Source organism: Polaromonas sp. P4_F6 (assembly GCF_056401275.1).
This window is the reverse complement of sequence record NZ_JBFUJQ010000003.1, coordinates 26419-49605: the sequence shown is the minus strand read 5'-3', so window position 1 is coordinate 49605 and position 23187 is coordinate 26419. Positions and strand designations below refer to the sequence as shown.

At 65.1% G+C, this 23187-nt stretch carries 24 protein-coding genes; 5 read left to right on the top strand and 19 right to left on the bottom strand.

Going from position 1 to position 23187, the window contains the following annotated elements; translation table 11 throughout:
* Positions 1-11: 11 nt before the first annotated feature.
* The 5 genes from AC1DUN_RS09595 to AC1DUN_RS09575 form a co-directional block, all read right to left on the bottom strand.
* Positions 12-1880, bottom strand: coding sequence for a potassium transporter Kup (locus AC1DUN_RS09595; protein WP_074578808.1), 1869 nt, complete (start codon positions 1878-1880; stop codon positions 12-14).
* A gap of 313 nt (positions 1881-2193) precedes the next feature.
* Positions 2194-3489, bottom strand: a complete 1296-nt coding sequence (gene gshA / locus AC1DUN_RS09590) for a glutamate--cysteine ligase (protein ID WP_074578810.1) — start codon at positions 3487-3489, stop codon at positions 2194-2196.
* A 152-nt stretch (positions 3490-3641) separates the two neighbouring features.
* The gene (locus tag AC1DUN_RS09585) at positions 3642-4964 is read right to left on the bottom strand and encodes a glutamate-5-semialdehyde dehydrogenase (protein WP_477713766.1); all 1323 of its coding nucleotides are present in this window, start codon (positions 4962-4964) and stop codon (positions 3642-3644) included.
* A 94-nt stretch (positions 4965-5058) separates the two neighbouring features.
* Positions 5059-6147 carry a DNA polymerase III subunit delta gene (gene holA, locus AC1DUN_RS09580; protein WP_477713765.1) on the bottom strand — a complete coding sequence of 363 codons (1089 nt, stop codon included), beginning with the start codon at positions 6145-6147 and terminating at the stop codon, positions 5059-5061.
* 28 nt (positions 6148-6175) lie between these two features.
* Complete coding sequence (locus AC1DUN_RS09575; protein WP_477664527.1) at positions 6176-6598, bottom strand: Lrp/AsnC family transcriptional regulator; 423 nt, start codon at positions 6596-6598, stop codon at positions 6176-6178.
* Between the two features lie 138 nt (positions 6599-6736).
* Here AC1DUN_RS09575 and AC1DUN_RS09570 point away from each other — a divergent pair, with 138 nt between their 5' ends.
* Complete coding sequence (locus AC1DUN_RS09570) at positions 6737-7825, top strand: ornithine cyclodeaminase (protein WP_477713764.1); 1089 nt, start codon at positions 6737-6739, stop codon at positions 7823-7825.
* A complete protein-coding gene (rocF, locus tag AC1DUN_RS09565) occupies positions 7825-8739 on the top strand; it encodes an arginase (RefSeq protein WP_477713763.1) in 915 nt (304 codons plus the stop codon). Before AC1DUN_RS09570 ends, rocF begins: the two co-directional genes overlap by 1 nt.
* Positions 8740-8755: 16 nt before the next feature.
* On the opposite strand, the gene AC1DUN_RS09560 is transcribed toward rocF, so the two are convergent.
* The 6 genes from AC1DUN_RS09560 to AC1DUN_RS09535 form a co-directional block, all read right to left on the bottom strand.
* Positions 8756-9262: an LPS-assembly lipoprotein LptE gene (locus tag AC1DUN_RS09560; protein ID WP_477713762.1), complete on the bottom strand. Its 507-nt coding sequence runs from the start codon at positions 9260-9262 to the stop codon at positions 8756-8758.
* 29 nt (positions 9263-9291) lie between these two features.
* Positions 9292-11916 carry a leucine--tRNA ligase gene (gene leuS, locus AC1DUN_RS09555; protein ID WP_477713761.1) on the bottom strand — a complete coding sequence of 875 codons (2625 nt, stop codon included), beginning with the start codon at positions 11914-11916 and terminating at the stop codon, positions 9292-9294.
* Between the two features lie 108 nt (positions 11917-12024).
* Complete coding sequence (locus AC1DUN_RS09550) at positions 12025-12459, bottom strand: ExbD/TolR family protein (protein ID WP_477713760.1); 435 nt, start codon at positions 12457-12459, stop codon at positions 12025-12027.
* A gap of 5 nt (positions 12460-12464) precedes the next feature.
* Complete coding sequence (locus AC1DUN_RS09545) at positions 12465-13106, bottom strand: MotA/TolQ/ExbB proton channel family protein (RefSeq protein WP_477713759.1); 642 nt, start codon at positions 13104-13106, stop codon at positions 12465-12467.
* Between the two features lie 39 nt (positions 13107-13145).
* A complete protein-coding gene (gene dapB / locus AC1DUN_RS09540; RefSeq protein WP_477713758.1) occupies positions 13146-13979 on the bottom strand; it encodes a 4-hydroxy-tetrahydrodipicolinate reductase in 834 nt (277 codons plus the stop codon).
* On the bottom strand, positions 13976-14551 hold the full coding sequence (locus AC1DUN_RS09535) for an outer membrane protein assembly factor BamE (protein ID WP_477713757.1): 576 nt from the start codon (positions 14549-14551) through the stop codon (positions 13976-13978). Before AC1DUN_RS09535 ends, dapB begins: the two co-directional genes overlap by 4 nt.
* A gap of 125 nt (positions 14552-14676) precedes the next feature.
* Between AC1DUN_RS09535 and fur the strand changes: the two genes are divergently transcribed.
* A complete protein-coding gene (gene fur, locus AC1DUN_RS09530; RefSeq protein ID WP_477664536.1) occupies positions 14677-15132 on the top strand; it encodes a ferric iron uptake transcriptional regulator in 456 nt (151 codons plus the stop codon).
* 48 nt (positions 15133-15180) lie between these two features.
* Here fur and hprK read toward each other — a convergent pair whose 3' ends face one another.
* From hprK to hpf, 3 genes are all read right to left on the bottom strand, one after another.
* The gene (gene hprK, locus AC1DUN_RS09525; protein WP_007872844.1) at positions 15181-16131 is read right to left on the bottom strand and encodes an HPr(Ser) kinase/phosphatase; all 951 of its coding nucleotides are present in this window, start codon (positions 16129-16131) and stop codon (positions 15181-15183) included.
* 36 nt (positions 16132-16167) lie between these two features.
* The gene (locus AC1DUN_RS09520) at positions 16168-16641 is read right to left on the bottom strand and encodes a PTS sugar transporter subunit IIA (protein ID WP_007872841.1); all 474 of its coding nucleotides are present in this window, start codon (positions 16639-16641) and stop codon (positions 16168-16170) included.
* Between the two features lie 217 nt (positions 16642-16858).
* Positions 16859-17188 carry a ribosome hibernation-promoting factor, HPF/YfiA family gene (gene hpf / locus AC1DUN_RS09515; protein WP_007872838.1) on the bottom strand — a complete coding sequence of 110 codons (330 nt, stop codon included), beginning with the start codon at positions 17186-17188 and terminating at the stop codon, positions 16859-16861.
* A gap of 465 nt (positions 17189-17653) precedes the next feature.
* Here hpf and AC1DUN_RS09510 point away from each other — a divergent pair, with 465 nt between their 5' ends.
* Both AC1DUN_RS09510 and corA read left to right on the top strand, forming a co-directional pair.
* On the top strand, positions 17654-18871 hold the full coding sequence (locus AC1DUN_RS09510; protein WP_477713756.1) for a patatin-like phospholipase family protein: 1218 nt from the start codon (positions 17654-17656) through the stop codon (positions 18869-18871).
* A 233-nt stretch (positions 18872-19104) separates the two neighbouring features.
* Complete coding sequence (gene corA, locus AC1DUN_RS09505) at positions 19105-20091, top strand: magnesium/cobalt transporter CorA (protein ID WP_477713755.1); 987 nt, start codon at positions 19105-19107, stop codon at positions 20089-20091.
* Positions 20092-20109: 18 nt separating this feature from the next.
* On the opposite strand, the gene AC1DUN_RS09500 is transcribed toward corA, so the two are convergent.
* The 5 genes from AC1DUN_RS09500 to AC1DUN_RS09480 form a co-directional block, all read right to left on the bottom strand.
* Positions 20110-20583, bottom strand: a complete 474-nt coding sequence (locus AC1DUN_RS09500) for an OsmC family protein (RefSeq protein WP_477713754.1) — start codon at positions 20581-20583, stop codon at positions 20110-20112.
* A 20-nt stretch (positions 20584-20603) separates the two neighbouring features.
* Complete coding sequence (locus AC1DUN_RS09495; protein ID WP_477713753.1) at positions 20604-21536, bottom strand: alpha/beta fold hydrolase; 933 nt, start codon at positions 21534-21536, stop codon at positions 20604-20606.
* A gap of 36 nt (positions 21537-21572) precedes the next feature.
* Positions 21573-22061, bottom strand: coding sequence for a nuclear transport factor 2 family protein (locus AC1DUN_RS09490; protein WP_477713752.1), 489 nt, complete (start codon positions 22059-22061; stop codon positions 21573-21575).
* Positions 22062-22153: 92 nt separating this feature from the next.
* Entirely contained in the window at positions 22154-22654 is a 501-nt protein-coding gene (locus AC1DUN_RS09485) for a CinA family protein (RefSeq protein ID WP_477713751.1), read from the bottom strand.
* Complete coding sequence (locus AC1DUN_RS09480) at positions 22651-23172, bottom strand: phosphatidylglycerophosphatase A family protein (protein ID WP_477713750.1); 522 nt, start codon at positions 23170-23172, stop codon at positions 22651-22653. The genes AC1DUN_RS09485 and AC1DUN_RS09480 overlap by 4 nt, the downstream gene beginning before the upstream one ends.
* Positions 23173-23187 lie beyond the last annotated feature (15 nt).

Below are 23187 nucleotides of genomic sequence, written 5' to 3'. Positions count from 1 at the left end.
GCGGGCGGGCGTCAGATCTCAATCTTGCTGCCCAGCTCCACCACGGAGTTGTTCGGCAAATTCAGGAAATCGGCCGCGCCGCTGGCGTTGTGGTGCATCTGCGCAAACAGCTTCTCGCGCCACGGCGCCATGCCGCTGCCAATCGTCGGGATCACGGTGTCGCGCGAGAGGAAGTAGCTGGTGGTCATGGATTCCAGCTCGCAGCCGCGGCCCTTGATCTGCTGCAGGGCCTTGGGCAGGTCCAGGTCGTTCTTGAAACCGTAGTGCACATTGACCTGCCAGCAGTCATGTCCTAGCGCCTGGATCTCCAGGCGCTTGTTCATGCCTATCCAGGGAATCTCGTGGTTGCGCACCGTGACGAACAGGTTCTGCTCGTGCAGCACCTTGTTGTGCTTGAGGTTGTGCAGCAGTGCGTTGGGCACGCTGCCGGGTTCGGCGGTCAGGAACACGGCCGTGCCTTCGACGCGGGCCGGCGGGCTTACAAAAACGGCGTCCAGGAAGCTGGGCAGGTCTATCGCGTCGGCGCGCAGTTTTTCATTGAGCAGGTGGCGGCCTTCCTTCCAGGTGATCATCAGCGTGAAGACGGCGCCGCCTATGACCAGCGGGAACCAGCCGCCGGCGAACAGCTTCATGAGGTTGGAGGCGAAGAAGGCGAAGTCGACGAGGAAGAAAACGCCGGTGGCGGCGATGCACAGGCTCAGCGGATACTTCCAGCCGTAGCGGATCACGTAGAAGGTCAGGATGGTGGTGATCAGCATGTCGGTGCAGACCGCGATGCCGTAGGCGGCCGCCAGGTTGCTGGACGAGCGGAACATCACCACCGCGAGCACGATGGTGATGAACAGGCCCCAGTTGACGAAGGGCATGTAGATCTGGCCGGTGTCGCGCACGCTGGTGTGCTGGATATTGAGGCGCGGCAGGTAGCCCATCTGGATGGCTTGTTTGGTCACGCTGAAGGCCCCGGTGATCAGGGCTTGCGAGGCGATCACCGTGGCCATGGTGGCCAGGCCCACCAGCGGCAGCAGCGCCCATTCGGGCGCCATCAGGTAGAAAGGGTTCTTCACGGCGGCGGGATTGCTGATCAGCAGGGCGCCCTGGCCGAAGTAATTGAGCACCAGCGAGGGCATGACCACCGAGAACCAGGCCAGGCGTATCGGCTTCTTGCCGAAGTGGCCGAGGTCGGCGTACAGCGCCTCTGCGCCGGTCACGCACAGCACCACGGCGCCCAGGATGATGAAGGTGGTGCCGGGGTTGGCCCACATGAACATGACGGCGTAATGCGGGCTCAGCGCCACCAGGATGTGGGGATTGGTGGCGATCTGCGAAATGCCCAGCAGGGCCAGCACGGCGAACCAGATCAGCGTGATGGGCCCGAAAAACCGGCCTATGCCGGAGGTGCCGTGCTTTTGCACCGCGAACAGGGCAAACAGGATGATCAGGGTGATAGGGATCACGCCCTGCTTGAAGGCCGGCGAGACGACTTCCAGGCCCTCGACCGCCGACAGCACCGAGATCGCCGGGGTGATGACGCCGTCGCCGTAAAACAGCGAGGTGCCGAAAATGCCGACGACCAGCAGGGTGCGGCGCAGCTGGGGCTTGTCCTTCACCGCGGTGGAGGCCAGCGCCAGCATGGCGATCAGCCCGCCTTCGCCGTTGTTGTCGGCGCGCAGCACCAGCGCCACGTACTTGATGGAAACGATGACGGTCAGCGTCCAGAAGAAGATGGACAGGATGCCGTAGACGTTGTCGGGGGTGAAGGGAACATGCCCGGAACCGAAAACTTCCTTGACGGCATACAGGACGCTGGTTCCGATGTCGCCGTAGACGACACCGATGGCGCCCAGGGTGAGCGCCGCGAGTGATGATTTTTGACTAGACACAAAAACTTCCCGTCTTTGCGCCAGGCCCGTTCAAAACGGCTCCAGGCGGGCGGGAATGGTTACCTTTGGGAACGCTATTTTGCGCCCGGGGACCCGGCTTGCAAGTCGGCGGGTACCCCTAAATCCAACTAATCCCGATTTTGTTGCACCGCAACAACTTGTAACAGGAGGAGGGCGCTGCACGTGCTTGGGGCTGTCTCCGGCCTATTGCCGGGTAATGCTATGTATTTAATAGTGGGCCGCATATGGCGCATGGGGGCCGGCCCCGAAAAATCCTAAAAAGCCATCAAAAAAACCCCCTTGCGGGGGTTTTTCAGTCGTACACCTCGGCGTCCGGGTCGGTGGCTTCGAGTTCGTAGCTTGCTGCCAGCATGGCCAGCCTGGCGATCACGCCATACATATAGAAGCGGTTGGGGCTGCTGGAGCCGGGTTTTTCGCCGGGCTGCGGCAGGCGGCCGCTGTCGGCAAAGGCCAGCGGCACAAAGCTGGCGCCGGGCGCGTTGAGGTTTTCGTCCACGCCGCGCTCAGCATGCACGCGGTAAAAGCCGCCGACCACATAGCGGTCCATCATGTAGACCACGGGTTCGGCCACCGCGTCGTTGACGCGCTCGTTGGTCAGCACGCCTTCCTGGATGATCACTTCGGACAGCGCCTGGCCGTCCTTGGTGGTGCTCATCTTGTTCTTGGTCTTGCGGTTCAGCGCGTCCAGGTCCTTGACGTCGCGCACTGTCATGATGCCCATGCCGTAGGTGCCGTTGTCGGCCTTGACGACGACAAAGGGCTTTTCGTTGATGCCGTATTCCTTGTACTTGCGCTTGATCTTGGTCAGCAGCGCATCGACATTGGTGGTCAGGCACTCCATGCCGGTGTTTTCGGCGAAGTTGACCTCGCCGCACTGCGCGTACATGGGGTTGATCAGCCAGGGGTCTATGCCCAGCAGCTTGCCGAAGCGCTTGGAGATTTCTTCATAAGCCTTGAAGTGGTGCGACTTGCGGCGCACCGACCAGCCCGCGTGCAGCGGCGGCAGCAGGTACTGCTCGTTGACGTCTTCCAGGATGCCCGGGATGCCGGCCGACAGGTCGTTGTTCAGCAGGATGGTGCAGGGGTCGAAGTCCTTCAGGCCCAGGCGCCTGTCGGTGCGTATCAGCGGCTCTATGGTGATGGTCTCACCGGTCGGCAGGTTCAGCGTGGTGGGCGCCTTGATCTCGGGGCTCAGCGAGCCGAAGCGCACGTTCAGGCCGGCCTGGTGGAAGATGCGCTTGAGCTGCAGCACATTGGACAGGTAAAAGCTGTTGCGCGTGTGGTTCTCGGGTACGACCAGCAGGTTGCGCGCTTCGGGGCAGATTTTTTCGATCGCGGCCATGGCCGCCTGCACCGCCAGCGGCAGCATTTCGGGCGTCAGGTTGTTCCAGCCGCCGGGATACAGGTTGGTGTCCACCGGGGCCAGCTTGAAACCCGCGTTGCGGATGTCGACCGAGCTGTAAAACGGCGGCGTGTGCTCCATCCACTCCAGCCGGAACCAGCGCTCGATGGCCGGGGTGGAGTCCAGCACGCGTTGTTCGAGTTCGTTGATGGGGCCGTTCAGGGCGGTGATGAGGTGCGGAACCATTCGGCCACTTTCGATAGGTGATTCTGTTATTTGCTTCGGCTATAGCTGACCGAATTCTAGGGATATAAGGATGAAGTAGCGGGGTTACAAGGGGTAACGCCAACCCATCCCATCAAAAACCTCGAGGCCGGACCTGCTGTCCCGGCCGATGCTCAGGAGCGCACTTCGCCTTGCCCCAGCACCACATATTTGAGGGAGGTGAGCCCCTCAATGCCGACCGGCCCGCGCGCGTGGAATTTGTCGGTGCTGATGCCGATCTCGGCGCCCAGCCCGAACTCGAAACCATCGGCGAAGCGGGTGCTCGCATTCACCATGACGCTGGCTGAATCCACCTCGCGCAGAAAACGTTGGGCGTGCATGTGGTCGCGCGTGAGGATGGCGTCGGTGTGGTGGCTGGAGTAGTGGTTGATGTGGGCGATGGCTTCGTCAATCCCGTCCACCACCTTGATGCTGATGATGGGCGCCAGGTATTCCTCGTACCAGTCCTGCTCGGTCGCGGCCAGTGCGTTGGCATTTTTCACACCGGACAGAATGGCCAGCGCTTCGGGGTCGCAGCGCATCTCCACGCCCTTGGCGGCATAGATCGCCCCTATCTTCGGCAGGAAGTCAGCGGCCACGCCGCGTGCCACCAGCAAACCTTCGCTGGCATTGCAGGGGCTGTATTTTTGGGTTTTGGCGTTGTCGGCCACTTTCACGGCCATGTCGATATCGCAGGGGTCGTCGACGTAGACATGGCAGTTGCCGTCCAGGTGCTTGATGACGGGCACCTTGGCATCGCGGCTGATGCGTTCAATCAGGCCCTTGCCGCCGCGCGGGATGATGACGTCCACATACTGCGGCATGGCGATCAGCTGGCCGACGGCCTCACGGTCGGTGGTGGGCACCAGCAGCACGGCGTCGGGCGGCAGGTCGGCGTCGGCCAGGGCTTGCTGCACCAGCGCGGCCAGTGCCTTGTTCGATTCAATGGCTTCCGAGCCGCCGCGCAGTATGCAGGCGTTGCCGCTCTTGATCGCAAGCGAGGCGGCCTCTATCGTCACATTGGGCCGGCTTTCGTAAATCATGCCGAACACGCCAATGGGCACGCGCATCTGGCCCACGCGTATGCCGCTGGGCTGCTCCTTCATGCCGATGATGTCGCCGATCACGTCGGCCATGGCGGCCAGCTGTTCGCAGCCCTGGGCCACAGTGTCAATGATTTTGGGCGTGAGCTTGAGCCGGTCCAGCAGGGGACCGGCCAGGCCCGCGGTCGCGGCGCGCTCCAGGTCGCGTTGGTTGGCCGTTTCCAGCGCCGCCGTGTTTTTGCGCAGCGACTTGGCCAGGTTCAGCAAGGCCTTGTTCTTGGCGGCGGCCGGTGCGCGCGCGATCTCGGCCGAAGCCGCCTTGGCCCGGGAGCCCAGCAGTTCCATCAGTCCCGGGACGTCGCCGGCGATGTCGCTGGAAGAAGAAAGGGCTTGGTGAGAGTCGGGCGCGTTCATTCGGCCATTTTAGGCCTGCCGGGTGCGCCCTTGCGCCGCATCGCACGTTCCCCCCACGCTTGTCACTTCGTGTACTGCACTGCCCCCGAGGGGGCTATGCTTGCTTGGGGCGGCCCGGCGCGGCGCATTGCTCGCACACCATGCCGGCCAGCCGGTGCAGGGCCTGCCAGCCGTCGGCCGGCCAGTCGGGCTGCTTCAGGCCCTTGACGATGCCGTCGACCTTGTGCGCGGCATGCAGCAGGTTGGCCAGGGTGGTGTCGCCGATCTGCGGCAGCACGCGCTCGAACAGTTTTTCCTTGATGCCCCAGACGCGGTTTTCGCGCAGCGCCATGGGCATGGGGCGCCCGGCACTGATCGCATCTTTGACGCGTTTCATGCTGCGGATGTCTTCGGCCAGCGCCCAGTGCACCAGCACTTCGGATTCGCCCTCGGACTGCAGGCCGTCCAGCATGCGCGCCACGCGCACGGCCTGGCCGCCCAGCACGGCTTCGGAGAGCTTGAAGACGTCGTAGCGTGCCACGTTGAGCACGGCATTTTCGACCTGGTCGAAGCTGAGCACCCCGTCGCTGCCGCCCGATTGCGCAGGGTAGAGCAGGCCCAGCTTCTGGATTTCCTGGTGCGCCGCCAGCAGGTTGCCCTCGACCCGGTCGGCGAAAAACTGCAGCGTGCGCTGGCCTTCCTCGCCGGCGGCCACGCGCTGGCCCTGCTGCTGCAGTCGCTGGGCGATCCACTGCGGCAGGCTGCGCCTGTCTATCGGGTCGAATTTGACGGTGATGCCGAAGCTCTCGAGCGCGCCGAACCAGGCGCCCTTGGCCGTCATGCTGTCCAGCCGCGGCAGCATGACCAAAGTGAGCGTGCTGTCGTCGCCTTGCGCGCGCTCGGCGATCTGCTGCAGCGCGGCCGAGCCATCCTTGCCGGGCTTGCCGCTGGGGATGCGGATCTCGACGATCTGCTTGTCGGCGAACAGGCTCAAGGAACCGCCGCTGGCCAGCACCTCGCTCCAGTCGAAATGCGCGCCGGCCACGGTGTGCACCGTGCGCTCGGTGTAGCCCTGGGCGCGCGCCGCGGCGCGCAGCGCGTCGGCGAACTCCTGCACCAGCAGGGGCTCGTCGCCGTGCAGGGTGTACAGGCTCTTCAAGCCGCGCTTGAGGTGTTCCTGGAGTTGGGCGGGGGCCAGATTCATGTCGGGGAGTTTAGCGGGCGTATCAGGGTCACAGTTTGGTGGTCGACAGCAGCAGGCTGGTTTCGGTGTTGGCAATGCCCTCGAGCAGGCGTATGCGGCCCAGCACGCGGTCGAAGGCTTCCAGGCTGTCGGCCTGCAGCTCGGCCACCATGTCCCAGCGGCCGTTGGTGGTGTGCAGGGCGCTGACGGCCGGGTCACCGCGCAGGGCGGCCAGCACCGCGTCGGTGCGGTTGCCCTCGACCGCCACTGTCATGAAGGCGCGTATGCGGTGGCCCTCGGCCTGGGGCTTGAGGCGCACCGTGTAACCCGTGATGGTGCCGTCGGCCTCCAGCCTGGCCAGCCGGTTCTGCACCGTGCCGCGCGAGACCCGCAGCACCTTGGCCAGCGAGGCGACGGAGGCCCGGGCGTTGTCGCGCAGCAGGGACAGCAGTTGGCGGTCGGTATCGTCCATGGGCCGATTTTATTGGCGAAATGCTATTTTTTCCTGTCTATTTGCTCAAACAACCAGAGAATTTGATCAATCTACTGACTTTTCTTTGCCATAGGGGCTGCGGACAATGGAAATCAGCATAAAGATGGGAGCCCCACCATGGTTGACTACATTGGCATTGAAAGCATCCAGAAAATCGTGCGCCAGCGCGGCGCCGCCGCCTTTATTGAAGGCCTGGCCGGCGAGATCGAGCATGACTACCGGCGCTGGAACGACTTTGACAAGTCGGCGCGCCACGCCATCCATTCGCCCGACGGCGTGATCGAGCTGATGCCGACCAGCGACGGCCACCAGTATTCCTTCAAGTACGTCAACGGCCATCCCAAGAACACAGAACTGGGCCTGCTCACGGTCACCGCCTTCGGTGTGCTGGCCGACGTGGACACCGGCTACCCGCTGCTGCTGTCCGAGCTGACCATCACCACCGCGCTGCGCACCGCCGCCACCTCGGCCCTGGCCGCGAAGTGGATGGCGCGCCCCGACAGCCGCGTCATGGCCATCATCGGCAACGGCGCGCAAAGCGAGTTCCAGGCGATTGCCTTTCACCACATGCTGGGCATACGCGAGATGCGCCTCTTCGACATCGACGCCGCGGCCAGCGACAAGCTGGCGCGCAACCTGCACGCCATGGGGCTGCAGGGTTTGCGCGTGACGGTGTGCCGCTCGGCCGCCGAAGCCGTGCAAGGCGCCGACATCGTGACCACCATCACCGCCGACAAGCGCAACGCCGTGATCCTGACGCCGGAGATGGTCAAGCCCGGCATGCACCTGAACGCCGTGGGGGGCGACTGCCCCGGCAAGACCGAGCTGCATGCCGACATCCTGCTGCGCAAGGACGCGCGCGTGGTGGTCGAGTTCGAGCCGCAGTCGCGCATCGAAGGCGAGATCCAGCAGATGCCCGAGGATTTCAAGGTGGCCGAATTCGCCGACGTGCTCAAAGGCACGGCCGTCGGGCGCGCCTCGCCCGAAGAAGTCACGATTTTTGATTCGGTCGGCTTCGCGCTGGAGGACTATTCGGCCTTGCGCTACCTGCACAAGCTGCAGCTGGCCGACCCGGCCCTACGCCGCCAGATCGACCTGGTGCCGCGCCTGGACAACCCCAAGGACCTGTTCGGCTTGCTGGCGCCGGCCGCAGCCCGTACAGTCAAGGCAAGCCGTCCCGACACCATCCCTGAAATGACCTCTTGATGAGCATTCCCGTTGACCTGATAGGCGCGCCCACCGACATAGGCGCGGGCAGCCGCGGCGCTTCCATGGGCCCCGAGGCCTTGCGTGTGGCCGGCATCCGCGAGGCGCTGCACGCGCGCGGCCTGGAAGTGGCCGACACCGGCAACCTGGCCGGCCCGACCAATCCCTGGCTGCCGCCGGCCGACGGCTACCGCCACCTGGCGGAAGTGGTCGAATGGAACAAGGCCGTGCATGAAGCCATGTACCAGAGCCTGGCCGCGGGCCGCCTGCCCATCCTGCTGGGCGGCGACCACTGCCTGGGCATAGGCTCCATCAGCGCCGTGGCGCGCCATTGCCGCGCCAGCGGCAAAAAACTGCGCGTGCTCTGGCTGGACGCCCACACCGACTTCAACACCAATACCCTCACGCCCACCGGCAACGTGCACGGCATGCCGGTGGCCGTGCTGTGCGGCCACGGCCCGGCCGAACTCACCGGCATAGGCGGCGCCACGCCGGCCATGAGCCCCTCGGCGATACGGCAGGTCGGTATACGCAGCGTGGACGAAGGCGAAAAGCGCTTTGTGCGCCAGGAGGGGCTGGAGGTCTTCGACATGCGCTACATCGACGAGATGGGCATGCGCCACACCATGGAAAAAGCGCTGGCCGGCATGGGCGCCGACACGCATCTGCACGTGAGCTTCGACGTGGATTTCCTGGACCCGTCCATCGCGCCTGGCGTGGACACCGCCATCAAGGGCGGGCCGACCTACCGCGAGGCCCAGCTGTGCATGGAAATGATCGCCGACACCGGCCTGCTGGGCTCGCTGGACGTGATGGAACTGAACCCGGCGCTGGACGTGCGCAACGGCACGGCCGAAGTCGCGGTGGACCTGATCGAAAGCCTGTTCGGCAAGAGCACCCTGATGCGGGCTTGATGCCCGCCGGCGCGGCCTAGAGTTCCGTCACGGCCGCCAGGCGGCGCATGATCTGCTGGACCACGTCGCTTTGCATGTCGCGGTACAGCAGGGCTTCCTCGGCTTCCTTGGCCAGCACGGCGGATTCGTTGAAGCTGATGTCGCGCTGCTGCAGGATTTCGGTCTCGGGAATCAATTCCTTGCCCGCCAGCGTGCGCAGCTTGAAGCGAAAGCGCAGCCGCAGCTGGAACTCGCGCACCTGGCCCGAGGCGTTGGTGCTCAGCACCACCTTCTCACGCTGGTCGCCCAGCGCGTCCAGGATCACCTGTGCTTCGCTGATGCGGCGGACGTCGGAGATCACTTCCACCTTGCGGGTCGATTGCAAGGAGCGCCTGAGCTCCACGCCCAGCGACGAGGTCTCGGAAAGACTCGAAAACAACGTGCTGAAGGCGAAGTTGGGCGCTTTGCGCAGGGCGAAACCGCAGCCGCCCAGCGTGAGGGCGGCGGCCGTGGCCGACAGGGAAAGGAATGCGCGACGCTGCATGGGCTTGCCTTCTTTTCGTTGAAACGGTCTCAGATGACGATGTTGACCAGGCGGCCGGGCACCACGATCACTTTTTTGGCGGGCGCGCCCGCGGCCTGTTTGGTGAAGGCCTCGGATGCCAGCGCGGCGGCCTCGATGGCGGCCTTGTCGGCGCCGGCCGGCACCGTGACGGCGCCGCGCAGCTTGCCGTTGATCTGCAGCACCAGTTCGATCTCGTCCTGCTGCAGGGCGGCGGCGTCCACCTGCGGCCAGGGCGCGTCGAGCAGCTCGCCGTGCTGCGCGGCATAACCGAGCTGCGACCACAGCGCATGCGCCAGATGGGGCGTTGCCGGGTACAGGCAGCGCAGCAGGATGCCGAAGCCTTCGCGCAGGGCGGCGTCCGAGCCGGCGGAGGCCGCGCCCTTGAAGTCTTCCAGCGCGTTGAGCAGCTTCATGTTGCCCGACACCACGGTGTTGTACTGCATGCGCTGGTAGTCGTAGTCGATCTGCTTGAGCACCGTGTGGATTTCCAGGCGCAAGGCCTTGGTGTCCTTGTCGTATGCGGGCGCGCCGCCCTCGGGCTGCTTGCCGGCGCCGAGCTTGACGCCGAAATTCCAGACACGGCGCAGGAAACGGTAGGAGCCCTCGAGCGCGGCGTCGTTCCACTCCAGCGTGGTGTCGGGCGGCGCGGTGAACATGGTGTAGAGCCGGGCGGTGTCCGCGCCGTACTTTTCGATCAGGTCCTGCGGGTCGACACCGTTGTTCTTGGACTTGGACATGGTGGTCCAGCCCTCGTAGGGCACCGGCAGGCCGTCGGCCTTGGCGGTGGCGGAGAGCACCTTGGCGTGCTCGTCGCGCACGATGTCGAGTTCGTGCGCCCAGAAGTACTGTTTGCCGGTGGTGGTGCGCGCGAAGGCTTCGTTGAGCACCATGCCCTGCGTGAGCAGCTTGGTGAAAGGCTCGTCGACCTTCACCAGCCCCAAGTCGCGCATGACCTTGGTCCAGAAGCGCGCATAAAGCAGATGCAGGATGGCGTGTTCGATGCCGCCTATGTACTGGTCCATGGGCATCCAGTAGTTGGCGCCTTCAGCCACCATCTTGTCGCTGTTCTTGGGGTCGCAGTAGCGCATGAAGTACCAGGACGAGTCGACAAAGGTGTCCATGGTGTCGGTCTCGCGGCGCCCGGGCTTGCCGCAGACGGGGCAGACCACGCCGGCGTGAAAGCCCGCGTGTTTGTGCAGCGGGTTGCCGGAGCCGTCGGGCACGCAGTCCTGCGGCAGCACCACGGGCAGGTCTTTTTCCGGCACCGGCACGGCGCCGTGCTCCTCGCAGTGGATGATGGGAATCGGCGTGCCCCAGTAGCGCTGGCGGCTCACGCCCCAGTCGCGCAGGCGCCAGGTGGTTTTTTTCTCGCCCAGGCCCTTGGCCGCGAGGTCGGCCGCGACGGCATCAACGGCGGCCTTGAAGGACAAGCCGTCGTACTTGCCGGAATTGATGGTGATGCCCTGCTGCTTGTCGCCGTACCAGTCGGCCCAGGCGTCCAGGCTATAGGCCTGGCCCTTGACGTCGACCACCTGCTTGATGGGCAGGCCGTATTTTTTGGCGAACTCGAAGTCGCGCTCGTCATGCGCCGGCACGCCCATGACGGCACCGTCGCCGTAGCTCATGAGCACATAGTTGCCGACCCAGATTTCGACCTTGCCGCCCGTGAGCGGGTGCGTGACAAAAAGGCCCGTGGGCACGCCTTTCTTTTCCTGCGTGGCGAGTTCGGCTTCGGTGGTGCCGCCGGCCTTGCTTTCCTCGATGAAGGCCGCAACCTTGGGGCTGGAGGCGGCGGCGTGCAGGGCCAGCGGGTGCTCGGGCGCCACGGCGCAGAAGGTCACGCCCATGATGGTGTCGGCGCGCGTGGTGAAGACGTACATCTTGCCGTCGCCGATCAGCTTGCCGGATGCATCCTGGATGTCGTGCGTGAAGGCAAAGCGCACGCCTTCGCTTTTGCCTATCCAGTTTTCCTGCATCAGCTTGACGCGCTCGGGCCAGCCGGGCAGCTTGTGGCTGACGCTGTCGAGCAGCTCTTCGGCGTAGGCCGTGATCTTGAGGTAGTAGCCGGGGATTTCGCGCTTTTCCACGGTGGCGCCGGTGCGCCAGCCCTTGCCGTCAATGACCTGTTCGTTGGCCAGCACGGTCTGGTCGACCGGGTCCCAGTTCACGACCTGGGTCTTGCGGTAGGCAATGCCTTTTTCCAGCATCTTCAGGAACAGCCACTGGTTCCACTTGTAGTAGTCCGGGTCGCAGGTGGCGACCTCGCGGCTCCAGTCGATGGCCAGCCCCATCGCCTGCATCTGCTTTTTCATGTAGGCGATGTTGTCGTAGGTCCAGCGGGCCGGCGGCACGCCGTTTTTCATGGCGGCGTTTTCGGCCGGCAGGCCGAAGGCGTCCCAGCCCATGGGCATCAGCACGTTGTAGCCCTTCATGCGCAGGTGGCGCGTGAGCATGTCGTTGATGGTGTAGTTGCGCACATGGCCCATGTGCAGCTTGCCGCTGGGGTAGGGCAGCATGGAGCAGGCGTAGTATTTCTTGCGGCCGGCATCCTCCGTCACGCGGTAGGCGTCGGCGGCGGTCCAGTGGGCTTGAGCGTCGCGCTCAACGTCGAGATGGTTGTATTTGTCTTGCATGGAGAACCGGGAAGGCGGAAAGCGGAACAGGAAACAGGGAAAAAGGCCGGGCGGCGTGGCCGTTGCCGGGAATCCCCGATTTTAGGGGCTGGGCCGTACCGGCGTGGTTTAGCGGCTTGGGGCCGAGGCGGAAGGGTTGTCGGCCACAAAGCCGATGCGGTTGAGCCCGGCTTTTTGCGCCAGGCCCATCACCTGCACCACCTTGCCATAGGGCACACCCTCGTCTGCCCGCAGCTGGACCTCGGTCTCGGGGTTCTGGGCGGCGGTCTCACGCAGCCGGCCCGCCAGTTCATCGGCATTCAGGGGTTTGTCGTTCAGGAAAGCCTGGCCGGACTTGTCGACCACCAGCGTGACGAATTTCGGGGTGTCGGCCGGCTTGGCGGCGTCGCTTTTAGGCAGGTCCAGCCGTATGCTGCTGGCCAGCAGGGGCGCAGTGATGATGAAGATGACCACCAGCACCAGCATCACGTCCACCAGCGGCGTGACGTTGATCTCGCTCATGGGCTGGGGCCCCTGGGTGCGCTCAAGCCGTCCAAAAGCCATGGTCGTCAGGCCTTGTGCGCCAGGAGCTCGCGCAAATCGCGCGCGAAGCCTTCCAGGTCGGCTTCGATGCGGCCTATGGAGCGGCCGAAGATGTTGTAGGCCAGCACGGCCGGGATGGCCACGGCCAGGCCGGCGGCCGTCATGATGAGGGCCTCGCCGACGGGGCCCGAGACCTTGTCAATGGTGATCTGGCCGGCCGAAGCGATACCGACCAGCGCGTGGTAAATACCCCAGACCGTGCCCAGCAGCCCTACAAAAGGCGCGGTGGAGCCGACGGTGGCCAGCAGCACCTGGCCGAATTGCAGTTTGTGCAGCACGGCGTGCAGCGCATCGCGCAGCACGCGGGTCAGTTGCTGGGACTTGTCGCCCGCCGTGGCCAGCGTGCCAGCGGCCGGGAGTTTGGTCGCGGCGATCAGCGGCAGCACCAGCGCTTCGCGGTCGAAGGCGGCGACTTTGTCAGCGGCCTGTTCCATCGAGGCCGATTGCCAGAAGGCCGCGGTGCTGCGCGCCACGTCGCCGGCGGCGCGTTGAAGCAGCCAGGTTTTCCAGAGGATCACGACCCAGCTCGCCACCGACATGGCCAGCAGCAGGATAGCCACCAGCTGGCTGACGATGCCGCCTTGGGTCATGAGGCTCAGGAAATCCATGTGGATCACACCTTTGAGTTGCCGCGGCCCGGGCCGGGATTATTTTTTCAGACCCAGCACGTCGAACATGTCGAAAAGGCCGGTGGCGTGACCGTCCAGGAAACGGGTGGCGCGCAGGCTGCCCTGGGCATAGTTGCTGCGGCTGGACGACTTGTGGCTGATTTCGATGCGCTCGCCGGTACCCAGGAACATCACGGTGTGGTCGCCCACCACGTCGCCGCCACGCACTGCGGAAAAGCCGATGGACAGCGGGTCGCGCTCGCCCGTCACGCCTTCGCGGGCATAGACGCCGCAGTCCTTCAAGTCGCGGCCCAGCGCGCCGGCGATGACCTCGCCCATCTTGAGCGCGGTGCCCGAAGGCGCGTCGACCTTGTGGCGGTGGTGGGCTTCGACGATCTCGATGTCGTAGCCGGTGGACAGGGCCTGGGCCGCCATCTCGAGCAGCTTGAGCGTGACGTTGACGCCCACGCTCATGTTGGGCGCCATGACGATGGCGATATCCTTGGCGGCGGCGGCGATTTCGGCTTTCTGCGCATCGGAGAAGCCGGTGGTGCCTATGACCAGCTTGACGCCCATCTCGCGGCAGGCCGCCAGGTGGGCCAGCGTGCCTTCGGGGCGGGTGAAGTCGATCAGCACGCCGGAGTCTTTCAGCCCCTGGCGGATATCGGCGCTGATGGCCACGCCGCTGGCGCGGCCGGTGAATGCGGCGGCGTCGGCGCCTATGGCCGGGCTGGAGGGCAGGTCAAGCGCGCCGGTCAGCTGGCAGTCGGTGCTGGCGCTGATCGCCTCGATCAGCATCTGGCCCATGCGGCCGCTGGCACCCGCCACCGCGACCCGGTGGCGGCGGGCCTGGTTGGCAGCCGCCCCGCTCACTGTTTCGGGCTTTCGAGGGGAGGGTAGCTGGCGGGCGGCGCGCCGGCGGGCACGCTCGCGGACGTTGCGGCGGCGCTGTCCGCAGCCGGCTTGGATTTTCCGGCGGCCTTGACCAACTGCTCTTCGGTGGCTTCGAGCACGGGCACCTCGCCCAGTTTGCGCCGGTTGCCCAGCTTGGAGATGAATTCGGTTTCGCTCGGCATGGCGTCGCCTTCAAAACGCTCCAGCTGGTCGTTCTTGAAATACACGGTGTATTTGTAGGACTGGGGTTCCACGCCTTGCCGCTTCAGGGTGAAGACGTAGTCCCAGCGGTCGGCGTGGAACAGGCTGGCCATCAGCGGCGTGCCCAGCGTGGCCTTGACCTGGTCGCGCGTCATGCCGGTTTTGAGCTGCTCGATCTGCTCCTTGGACACGAAGTTGCCCTGGATCACGTCGACCTTGTAGGGCGTGACCCAGTTGATCGGGTTGGCGGCGCTGGCGCTCATGCCGCTCAGGCTGCTGCAGGACGCCAGCACCATGCAAGCCAGGAGCAGGAAAGCGGTTCGGGCGCCGTAACGATGATTTGCAGGCATGGCTGACATAGTAAGGGGGTGTAGCGATATGATTGTTCATTGTAGCGGCTGGGGGCTCCCGGCCGGCATCCGACCGGACGGGCCGCATTGCCGCTTTACACCGGTTTTACCCAGAGAGTTTTCCCATGAGCAACATTGACGAGCTGAAAAACACGGGTTTGAAGGCCACGCTGCCGCGCCTGAAGATCCTGGAAATTTTTCAGGCGGGCAAACAGCGCCACATGACGGCCGAAGACGTGTTCCGGGTGCTGCTCGAAGAACGCTCGGACATCGGCCTGGCCACCGTTTACCGGGTGCTGACCCAGTTCGAGCAGGCCGGCCTGCTCAACCGCAGCAACTTCGAGTCCGGCAAGGCGGTCTACGAGATCAACGAAGGCCAGCACCACGACCACCTGGTGTGCCTGGACTGCGGCAAGGTCGAGGAGTTCTACGACGCCGAGATCGAAAAACGCCAGCAGCTGGTCGCCAAAACCAAGGGCTTCGCCATCGCCGACCACTCCCTGTCCATCTACGCCAACTGCACCAAGGACAAATGCCCCAACCGCAGCACCGGCACGCCGGTCAGGCACCACCACTCTTGAGGGGTTCGGAGGTAATCCGGCAGAGCGCAGAAGGTTTATTCGCGCCTTCTAATCATCCTGTTCCATGGCGCGTCGATGCCTTTCGACGAATTCCTGGTACGTATTGATGCCGCGCAGCTGCAAAATCGCGTTGCGCACCGCGGCCTCGACCAGCACGGCGATGTTGCGGCCGGCCTCCACCTGGATGATGACCTTGCGCACCGGTATGCCCAGCACGTCCTGCGTCAGCGGCTCGTAGGGAATGCGCTCGTAGTCGCGCTCCAGCGTCTCGCGGCGCACCAGGTGCACGATCAGCTTGAGGCGCATCTTGCGGCGCACCGCTGTTTCGCCAAAAATCGCCTTGATGTCGAGCAGGCCTATGCCGCGCACCTCGAGCAGGTTTTGCAGCAGCTCGGGGCAGCGCCCCTCGATGGTGGTCTGGTTGATGCGGTACAGGTCCACCGCGTCGTCGGCCACCAGGCCGTGGCCGCGCGAAATCAGCTCCAGGCCCAGCTCGCTTTTGCCCAGGCCCGACTCGCCGGTGATCATTACGCCCATGCCCAGGATGTCCATGAACACGCCGTGCATGGAGGTGCGGTCGGCGAAATGTTTGGACAGGTAGGCCCTGAGCACATCGATCACGAAGGCGGCCGACTCCGGCGTGGAAAACATCGGAAGCTGCGCGCGCTCGCACATGGACAGCAGCGTGTCGGGCGCCACCTGGCCGTCGGCCACGACCAGCACCGGCGGCTCCAGCGTGATGATGCGGGAGATGCGGCGGGCGCAGTCCTCGGGGCTGGCGTTGGTCAGGTAGGCGACCTCGCGCTCGCCCAGAATCTGCACGCGGTAGGGATGGATGTAGTTGAGGTAACCGACCAGGTCGGCGCCGGAGCGGGCGGCCCGCACGGCCACCTCGTCAAAGCGCCGCTCGGAGGCGCCCAGGCCGGCGACCCATTCCCATTTCAGGGAGGCGCGGTGGTCTTCAAATAAAACGTCGGCGCTGACAACGGTGGGCTTCATGCCGGCCTGTGGTACGGGAAAAGAGCCCGGTGCGGGCTAGGAGCTGACTTCGTGGACCGAGTGCCAGGAAGCGATCAGATGGTGCAGTCCAGCGGCATCGGTGCTGGTCTTGAGCTGCTCGCGCAAGGTGCTGTCGCTGAGCAGTTCGGCGATTTCCGAGAGGATCTCGAGGTGTTTTTGCGTGGCGGCTTCGGGCACCAGCAGGAAGATCAGCAGGGCCACGGCCTGTTCGTCCGGCGCGTCAAAGCCAATCGGCGACTGCAGCAGGAACACCGCCGCCATGGGGGCTTTGAGCCCCTTGATGCGGCCGTGCGGAATCGCCACCCCATGGCCGAGGCCGGTCGAGCCCAGGCGTTCACGGGCGAACAGGCTGTCGGTGATCAGCGCGCGGTTCAGGCCGTGCTGGTTCTCGAACAGCAGCCCGGCTTCTTCGAAAGCACGCTTTTTGCTGGTCGCTTCGACGCTGACCAGCACTTGGGAGGGGGGCAAAATTTGCGAAAGACGGTTCATAACAATCTTTTAGTCGCCGAATTATGCACTTTGCAGCGGGTTTGCTGGGAAAAGAGGCATAAAAAAGCCGCTTGAACCCTCAAGCGGCTTTTTTCATGCAACTTGCGCAAACCCGGTGCCGGTCGCCAAGGCGGGGTCTCCAATCGGACCGCGTTGGGAACAGCGCGCCCCCTTGGCAGGGCGGCGCACCGGCTCAGGCAAAAAACGGGGAGGCCCTTCAGGCCTGGCGCTTGGCGGCAACGTGGTGGTGGTCCTGGGTTCTGGTTTTGTAGCGTCCGACCTGGCGATCCAGCTTGTCGGTCAACTCGTCTACGGCGGCGTAAAGATCAGCGTGGGAACTCTCGGCGAACAGGTCGCGGCCCTTGACATGCACATTGCACTCGGCCCGCTGGCGTCTTTCCTTTTCTTTCATGTTGTCCACTGTCAACAGGACTTTTACGTCCACTACCTGGTCGAAATGCCGGGTAATCCGATCCAGCTTGCTGGTCACATAGCCGCGCAGCGCGGGGGTGACTTCAAGATGGTGACCGCTGATCGTCAAGTTCATAAAGAGACTCCTTTTCCAATGTTGGAGCTGGGGTTGAAAACACCACCCGGCCCGTGAGGGAGGGCGGCAGACGGGGACAACGCTCTTGGATTTACTATGCGCCCGAAGGCCATCAATTGCAACCGGGCTTGCAATAAATAATGAAACCTTCTGAAAATCCTCTTGACCGGTATGGCGCCGCCTCCGCGAGGCCGGCCGGCGCGCCGTTCCCGAGGGTGCGGCAAGCGCTTGATTTCGCAGGCTTTTTGCGGCGCAGCCGTGTATGGAGGGATACCAGGCTTGCGGGAAATCCGCGCGGGCGGCATCATGCGGGCAAGGTTCACGCTGGCTGCTCCAGGGCCGAAACAAGGGTCCGTCAAGGACCGGGCCGCTGTGTGCCGGGCTGCAGGAAAACCATAACAACAAGCCTCTTCACGACCATGCACCGCCTGCTCTTTCCCTGTTCGCCTCCGACCCGGCCCGGCCATGTCGCTTGAGACCATTATTTCCTCCGCATTGACCCGGCCCGACGAGGACCGCAGTGCGCTGGTGCTCATGGGCGGCGGAGCCCGCACCGCCTACCAGGCCGGCGTGCTGCATGCGCTGTCGACCATCCTGAGCCTGCAGGGCGGCGCGGCCGGCGAGCGGTTTCCGTTCAACATCCTGGTGGGCACCTCGGCCGGCGCGCTCAATGCCGCTTTCCTGGCCAGCCGCGCCGGCGAGGGCCTGCAGGCCTTTGCCCAGCTGGCCGCCTTCTGGACCACGCTGCGCTCCTCGCATGTTTACAAACTCAAGGTGCCGGCCTGGATACGCTCGAGCCGCATCGCCGCGGCGCTGTTTCTGTCGCAGCAGGTGCGGGCGCAGCAGGCGCTGCTGGACAACACGCCGCTGGTGGACACCTTGCACCGCACCATCTCGCTGGGCCGCATCGAGCAGGCCCTGCAGGACAGGACGCTGCGCGCCGTGGCCGTCACGGCTTCGAGCTACAGCAGCGGCGTGCACTGGACCTTCTGCCAGATGGCGGCGGGCCGGCAGTCCGACCTGTGGAGCCGGCCCGGGCGCCGCGCCGAATTCCAGCCCATCACCATCGAGCACCTGATGGCCTCCAGCGCCATCCCCTTCCTGTTTCCGGCCACGCCGCTGTGGGTGGACGGCCATCCCGAGTTCTTCGGCGACGGCTCCATGCGCCAGAGCTCGCCGCTGTCGCCCGCGCTGCACCTGGGCGCCGGCAAGGTGCTGGTGATAGGCGTGGGCCAGCCCGAACGCGCCGGCTTTGTGGGCGGCGGCAACGGCGCCAACGTCACCGGCCGGCCATCACTGGGCGCGATTGCCGGCCATGCCATGGCCAGCGTTTTCCAGGACACGCTGCAGGCCGACGTGGAACAGGCGCAGCGCGTCAGCAAGACCGTGCGCCAGATGCCGCGCGAGATCGCGGCCATCATGCCCTACCGGCCGGTGGACATCCTGGCGATCGCGCCCTCGCAATCGCTGGACGCGCTGGCGCAGGCCCATGCGTCCGAATTGCCCGCGGCGACCTACAACGCCCTGGCTGGCCTGGGCGCGCTGGGCGCCAAGGGCAGCCCCGGCGGCGCGGCGCTGGCCAGCTACCTGCTGTTCGAACCGGGCTTTGTGAAGGCGCTGATGGCGCTGGGCGAGCGCGATGCCTATGCGCGCAAGGACGAGCTCATCGCCTTTTTTATGTAGCCTAAGCCGGGCCTGAAATGCCATAATCGCCGCTGTTCAATTACGGAGAAATCCTTGGAAAGCAGCCCTAGTCGCTAGCTTTCAACACCGCAGACTGACGCAAGCCCGGCAAAGGCTCACGTTCAAAAGGGGGTTGAAAGCGATGCACCATCCCACCGCCCCTTTACCGCGCTTTGCGCAAGGCCCGAGCGCAGGCCTTGTGTGCAGCCCCCTGAACCGATAGGCAGTCAGTCATGCTCAATATTTTCACGCTCGCCAACGGCCGGCTTTTCCAGGAAGAAATCGAATCCCTGGAAGAACTCTCCCGGTTCCAGCCCATCTGGGTGGACCTGGAATCCCCCACCCTCGAAGAAAAACGCTGGATCAAGCAGTACTACGGCCTGTCCATCCCGGAAGACGCGATGGACGAGGACATCGAGGAGTCGGCGCGCTTTTACGAGGAAGACAACGGCGAGCTGCACATACGCTCGGACTTCCTGATCGCCGACGACGCCGAGCCGCGCACCGTACGCGTGGCTTTCATCCTGAACCTGGTCAACGACGACCTCAAGAGCAAGGGCGTGCTGTTCTCCATCCACGACGAGGACGTGCCGGTGTTCCGGCTGCTGCGCATGCGCGCGCGCCGCGCCCCCGGCCTGATCGAGGATGCCAAGGAAGTGCTGCTCAAGCTGTTCGACGCCGACGCCGAATACTCGGCCGACACGCTGGAAGGCATTTACGTCGAGCTCGAGAAAGTCAGCAGCCAGGTGCTGTCGGGCGACGTGACCGACGCGCTGGCCGGCGAGGTGCTGGGCAGCATCGCCCGTCACGAAGACTTGAACGGCCGCATACGCCGCAACATGATGGACACGCGCCGCGCCGTCAGCTTCATGATGCGCAGCAAGATGCTCAACGCCGAGCAGTTCGAGGAGGCGCGGCAGATCCTGCGCGACATCGACTCGCTGGACTCGCATACCGCCTTCCTGTTCGACAAGATCAACTTCCTGATGGACGCCACGGTCGGTTTCATCAACATCAACCAGAACAAGATCATCAAGATCTTCTCGGTGGCCAGCGTCGCGCTGCTGCCGCCCACGCTGATCGCCAGCGTCTACGGCATGAACTTCAAACTCATGCCCGAGCTAGACTGGTCGCTGGGCTACCCCTACGCCATCCTGCTGATGGTGGCCAGCGCCGTCGTGCCCATGTGGTACTTCAGGAAGCGCGGCTGGCTGAAGTAGCCGCCGAGCCGCGGCCGTTCACGTGTCGCCGTAGACCGGCTCGCAGCGCACCTCGGTCTTGACCGAGTTGGCGATGAAGCAGGCCTCGTGCGCGTCGTGGTGCATCTTGGCCAGCTCTTCGCGGCTGGGCTGGTGCTCGCCGGAAAACGTCACTTCGGGATACAGCGTGACCACCGTCATGGCGACCTTGCCCTCCGGGTTCTTTTCCATGACGCCGACCGCCGCGTCGAAGTAGCGGTCCACGCGGAACTTGCGTTTGACCGCCATGGTCAGGAACCACAGCATGTGGCAACTCGACAGCGCGGACACAAAAGCCTCTTCCGGGTCCAGCGCCGAGGCATCGGACATGGGCAGCGGCACGACACTGGGCGACGATGAGCCCGGTACCTCCAGGCCGCCGTCAAAGCGCAGCAGGTGGCGGCGGCTGTAACGGTTGTCCAGGAAGTTGGCGTCCTTGCGTTCCCACAAGGTTTGTGCGGTGTAGTGCGACATGTTGCTGGGGCCCGGAGTGATCAGTGGAAGAAGTTGCGCAGCGCCCGCGCCGTGGCCTCGGGCTGCTCCTCGGGAATGAAATGCCCGGCCGCCATGGCCTGGCCGCTGACCTCACCGCTGCACTGCGCCCGCCATAGCGCCAGCGGGTCGAACAGGCGGTGCACCACACCGCGCTCGCCCCACAGCACCAGCAGCGCGCAGGCCAGCTTCAGGCCCTGCGCGCGCCCGTCGCGGTCGTGCTCCAGGTCTATGCCGGCGCTGGCGCGGTAGTCTTCGCAGGCGGCGTGCAGCGCCTCGGCGTTGCAAAAGCTGCGCTCGTATTCGGCCAGCGCCCGCGGCTCGATGTAGTTCAGCCCGGCGCTACCCCAGCCGCCCAGCTTGGCGTGCAGGTAGGCCTTGGCGGTTTCCGGGTGGTTGGCGCCCATCATGATCTCGGGCAGCGGCGCGGGCTGCAGCATATGGAACCAGTGGTAGTAGGCGCGGGCAAAGGCCATATAGGGCTCGGTCATGCTGCGGCCCTCATACATGTCGAGCGTGGGCGCGATGTCGATGACGCAGAGCTTGGCCACGCGCGCGGCGTGGTCCAGCGCCAGCCGGTGCGCCACGCGTCCGCCGCGGTCGTGGCCGCACAGGAAGAAGCGGTTCACGCCCAGCGCGTCCATGACGCCGACCATGTCGTGCGCCATGTTGCGCTTGCTGTAATTGCTGTGGTCGGGCAAGCCCGCCGTCTTGGAGGAGTCGCCGTAGCCGCGCAGGTCGGGCATCACCAGGAAGTAGTCGGCGGCCAGGCGCTGGGCCACGCGGTGCCACATCACATGCGACTGCGGAAAGCCGTGCAGCAGCAATAGGGCCGGGCGCAGCGGTTCGCCCAGCGTGGTTTTCGAGACGCGCGCGTTGATGGAGGCGCCGTTGACCTCGAAGCTGCGCGATTCAAAACCGTCAAACCAGGGCATGGGCTCCTCCTGTCGGGGTTCAAGTCTGGCGTGGGGCTAGTGCCGTGACGCCAGATATTTTTGCAGATTCGCGCCCGCCTGGGCCCGCACTTTGTTACGCAGAAAAGGCGTCCAGCCCAGCAGCAGGCCGGGCGTGCCCAGCGCCTGGCGCGACCAGGCCCAGAAATCGAAGCGGTCGCGGTGGCGGCTGATGAGCCCCTGTTCGTTGAACTCGAACTGGCCGTCGATCACGTTATGCACCATGCGCCCGGTGGCGCTGAAGCGGTAGTCGGCCTCCCAGTGCGCCTTGCCGGTCTGCGCGCCGGCCTCGATACCGCTCCATTTCAGCTTCCAGACGTCGGCGCCCTTGGCCTTGGTCACGTCGCACAGCATGTGCCACATGCCGGTGACCTCCTTGTGGCCGCGCAGCGAGAAGGCCTCGTCGTCGAACTGGGCGTCGGGCGCGTAGCAGGCGGCCATGGCGTCCGAGTCAAGGCGGGCGAAGGACGCGTAGAAATTCTCGAGGGTGATCTGGTTGGGATGCATGCTGTCTCCTGGTCGGGGATGTCGGCGATGTCGGTGAGGGTCGGGTCCGCGAACTCTATAGCGGCCGGCGCGGGGCGGGCGTCACGCAGGCGTCAGCTGGCCTCTTGCGGGGCTTCCGGCTCTTGCAGCAATTGCAGCAGCCGCCGCAGCGCGTGCGCCACCGTGGCGCCGCGTACCGCGGCCCGGTCGCCGTCAAAGCGCCTGACTTCCGACACCAGCCGCCCCGGCAGCGCGAAGCCAAACCATACCGTACCCACGGGTTTGGCGGCGCTACCGCCCGTCGGGCCGGCCACCCCCGTGACCGCCACGGACACCTGCGCGCGCGAATGCGCCAGCGCACCGGAGGCCATGGCACGCGCCACTTCCTCGCTGACCGCGCCGTGGCGGGCGATCAGCGGGGCCGGGACGCCCAGCAATTGCGTCTTGGCTTCGTTGGAGTAGGTGACAAAGCCGCGCTCAAACCAGTTGCTGGAGCCGGCCAGGTCGGTGCAGGCCGCGGAAATCATCCCGCCGGTGCAGCTTTCGGCGGTGGCCAGCATGCGGCCCTGGGCCTGCAGCAGGGCCGCGAGCTGTTCAGCCAACGCGCCGCTCACCAGAACCTCCAGAGCGCGATCACCAGCAGCGTGCAAAACGCCGCCACGAAGTCGTCAAACAGGATGCCGAAGCCGCCGCGCCAGTTAAAGCCCTTGAAGGCCTGGTCGGCCCAGGCCACGGGGCCGGGTTTGACGGCGTCAAAAAAGCGGAACAGCCCGAACGCGGCCAGCTGGGCACCGAAGTCCGCGGGCATCACCAGCCACAGCACCAGCCAGAAGGCCACGACTTCGTCCCAGACGATGCTGCCCGGGTCGAGTACGTTCATGGCCTTGGCCGTCACGGTGCAGGCCCACCAGCCCACCAGGGTGGAGGCGGCGATCAGCCAGCCCATCTCTGCCGGCGTGAGCCACTGCTGCAGCACCAGGAAGGCCAGCCAGGCCCAGAGCGTGCCGGCCGTGCCGGGCGCAACCGGGCTCAGGCCGGCGCCAAAGCCCAGGGCAATGAAGTGCGCGGGATGCGCCAGCAGGAATTTCGCGGTGGGCCGGAAGGCGGGCGGCGGCGTGGTGGTGTCGGTCATGTGTGGGGGTGGGCA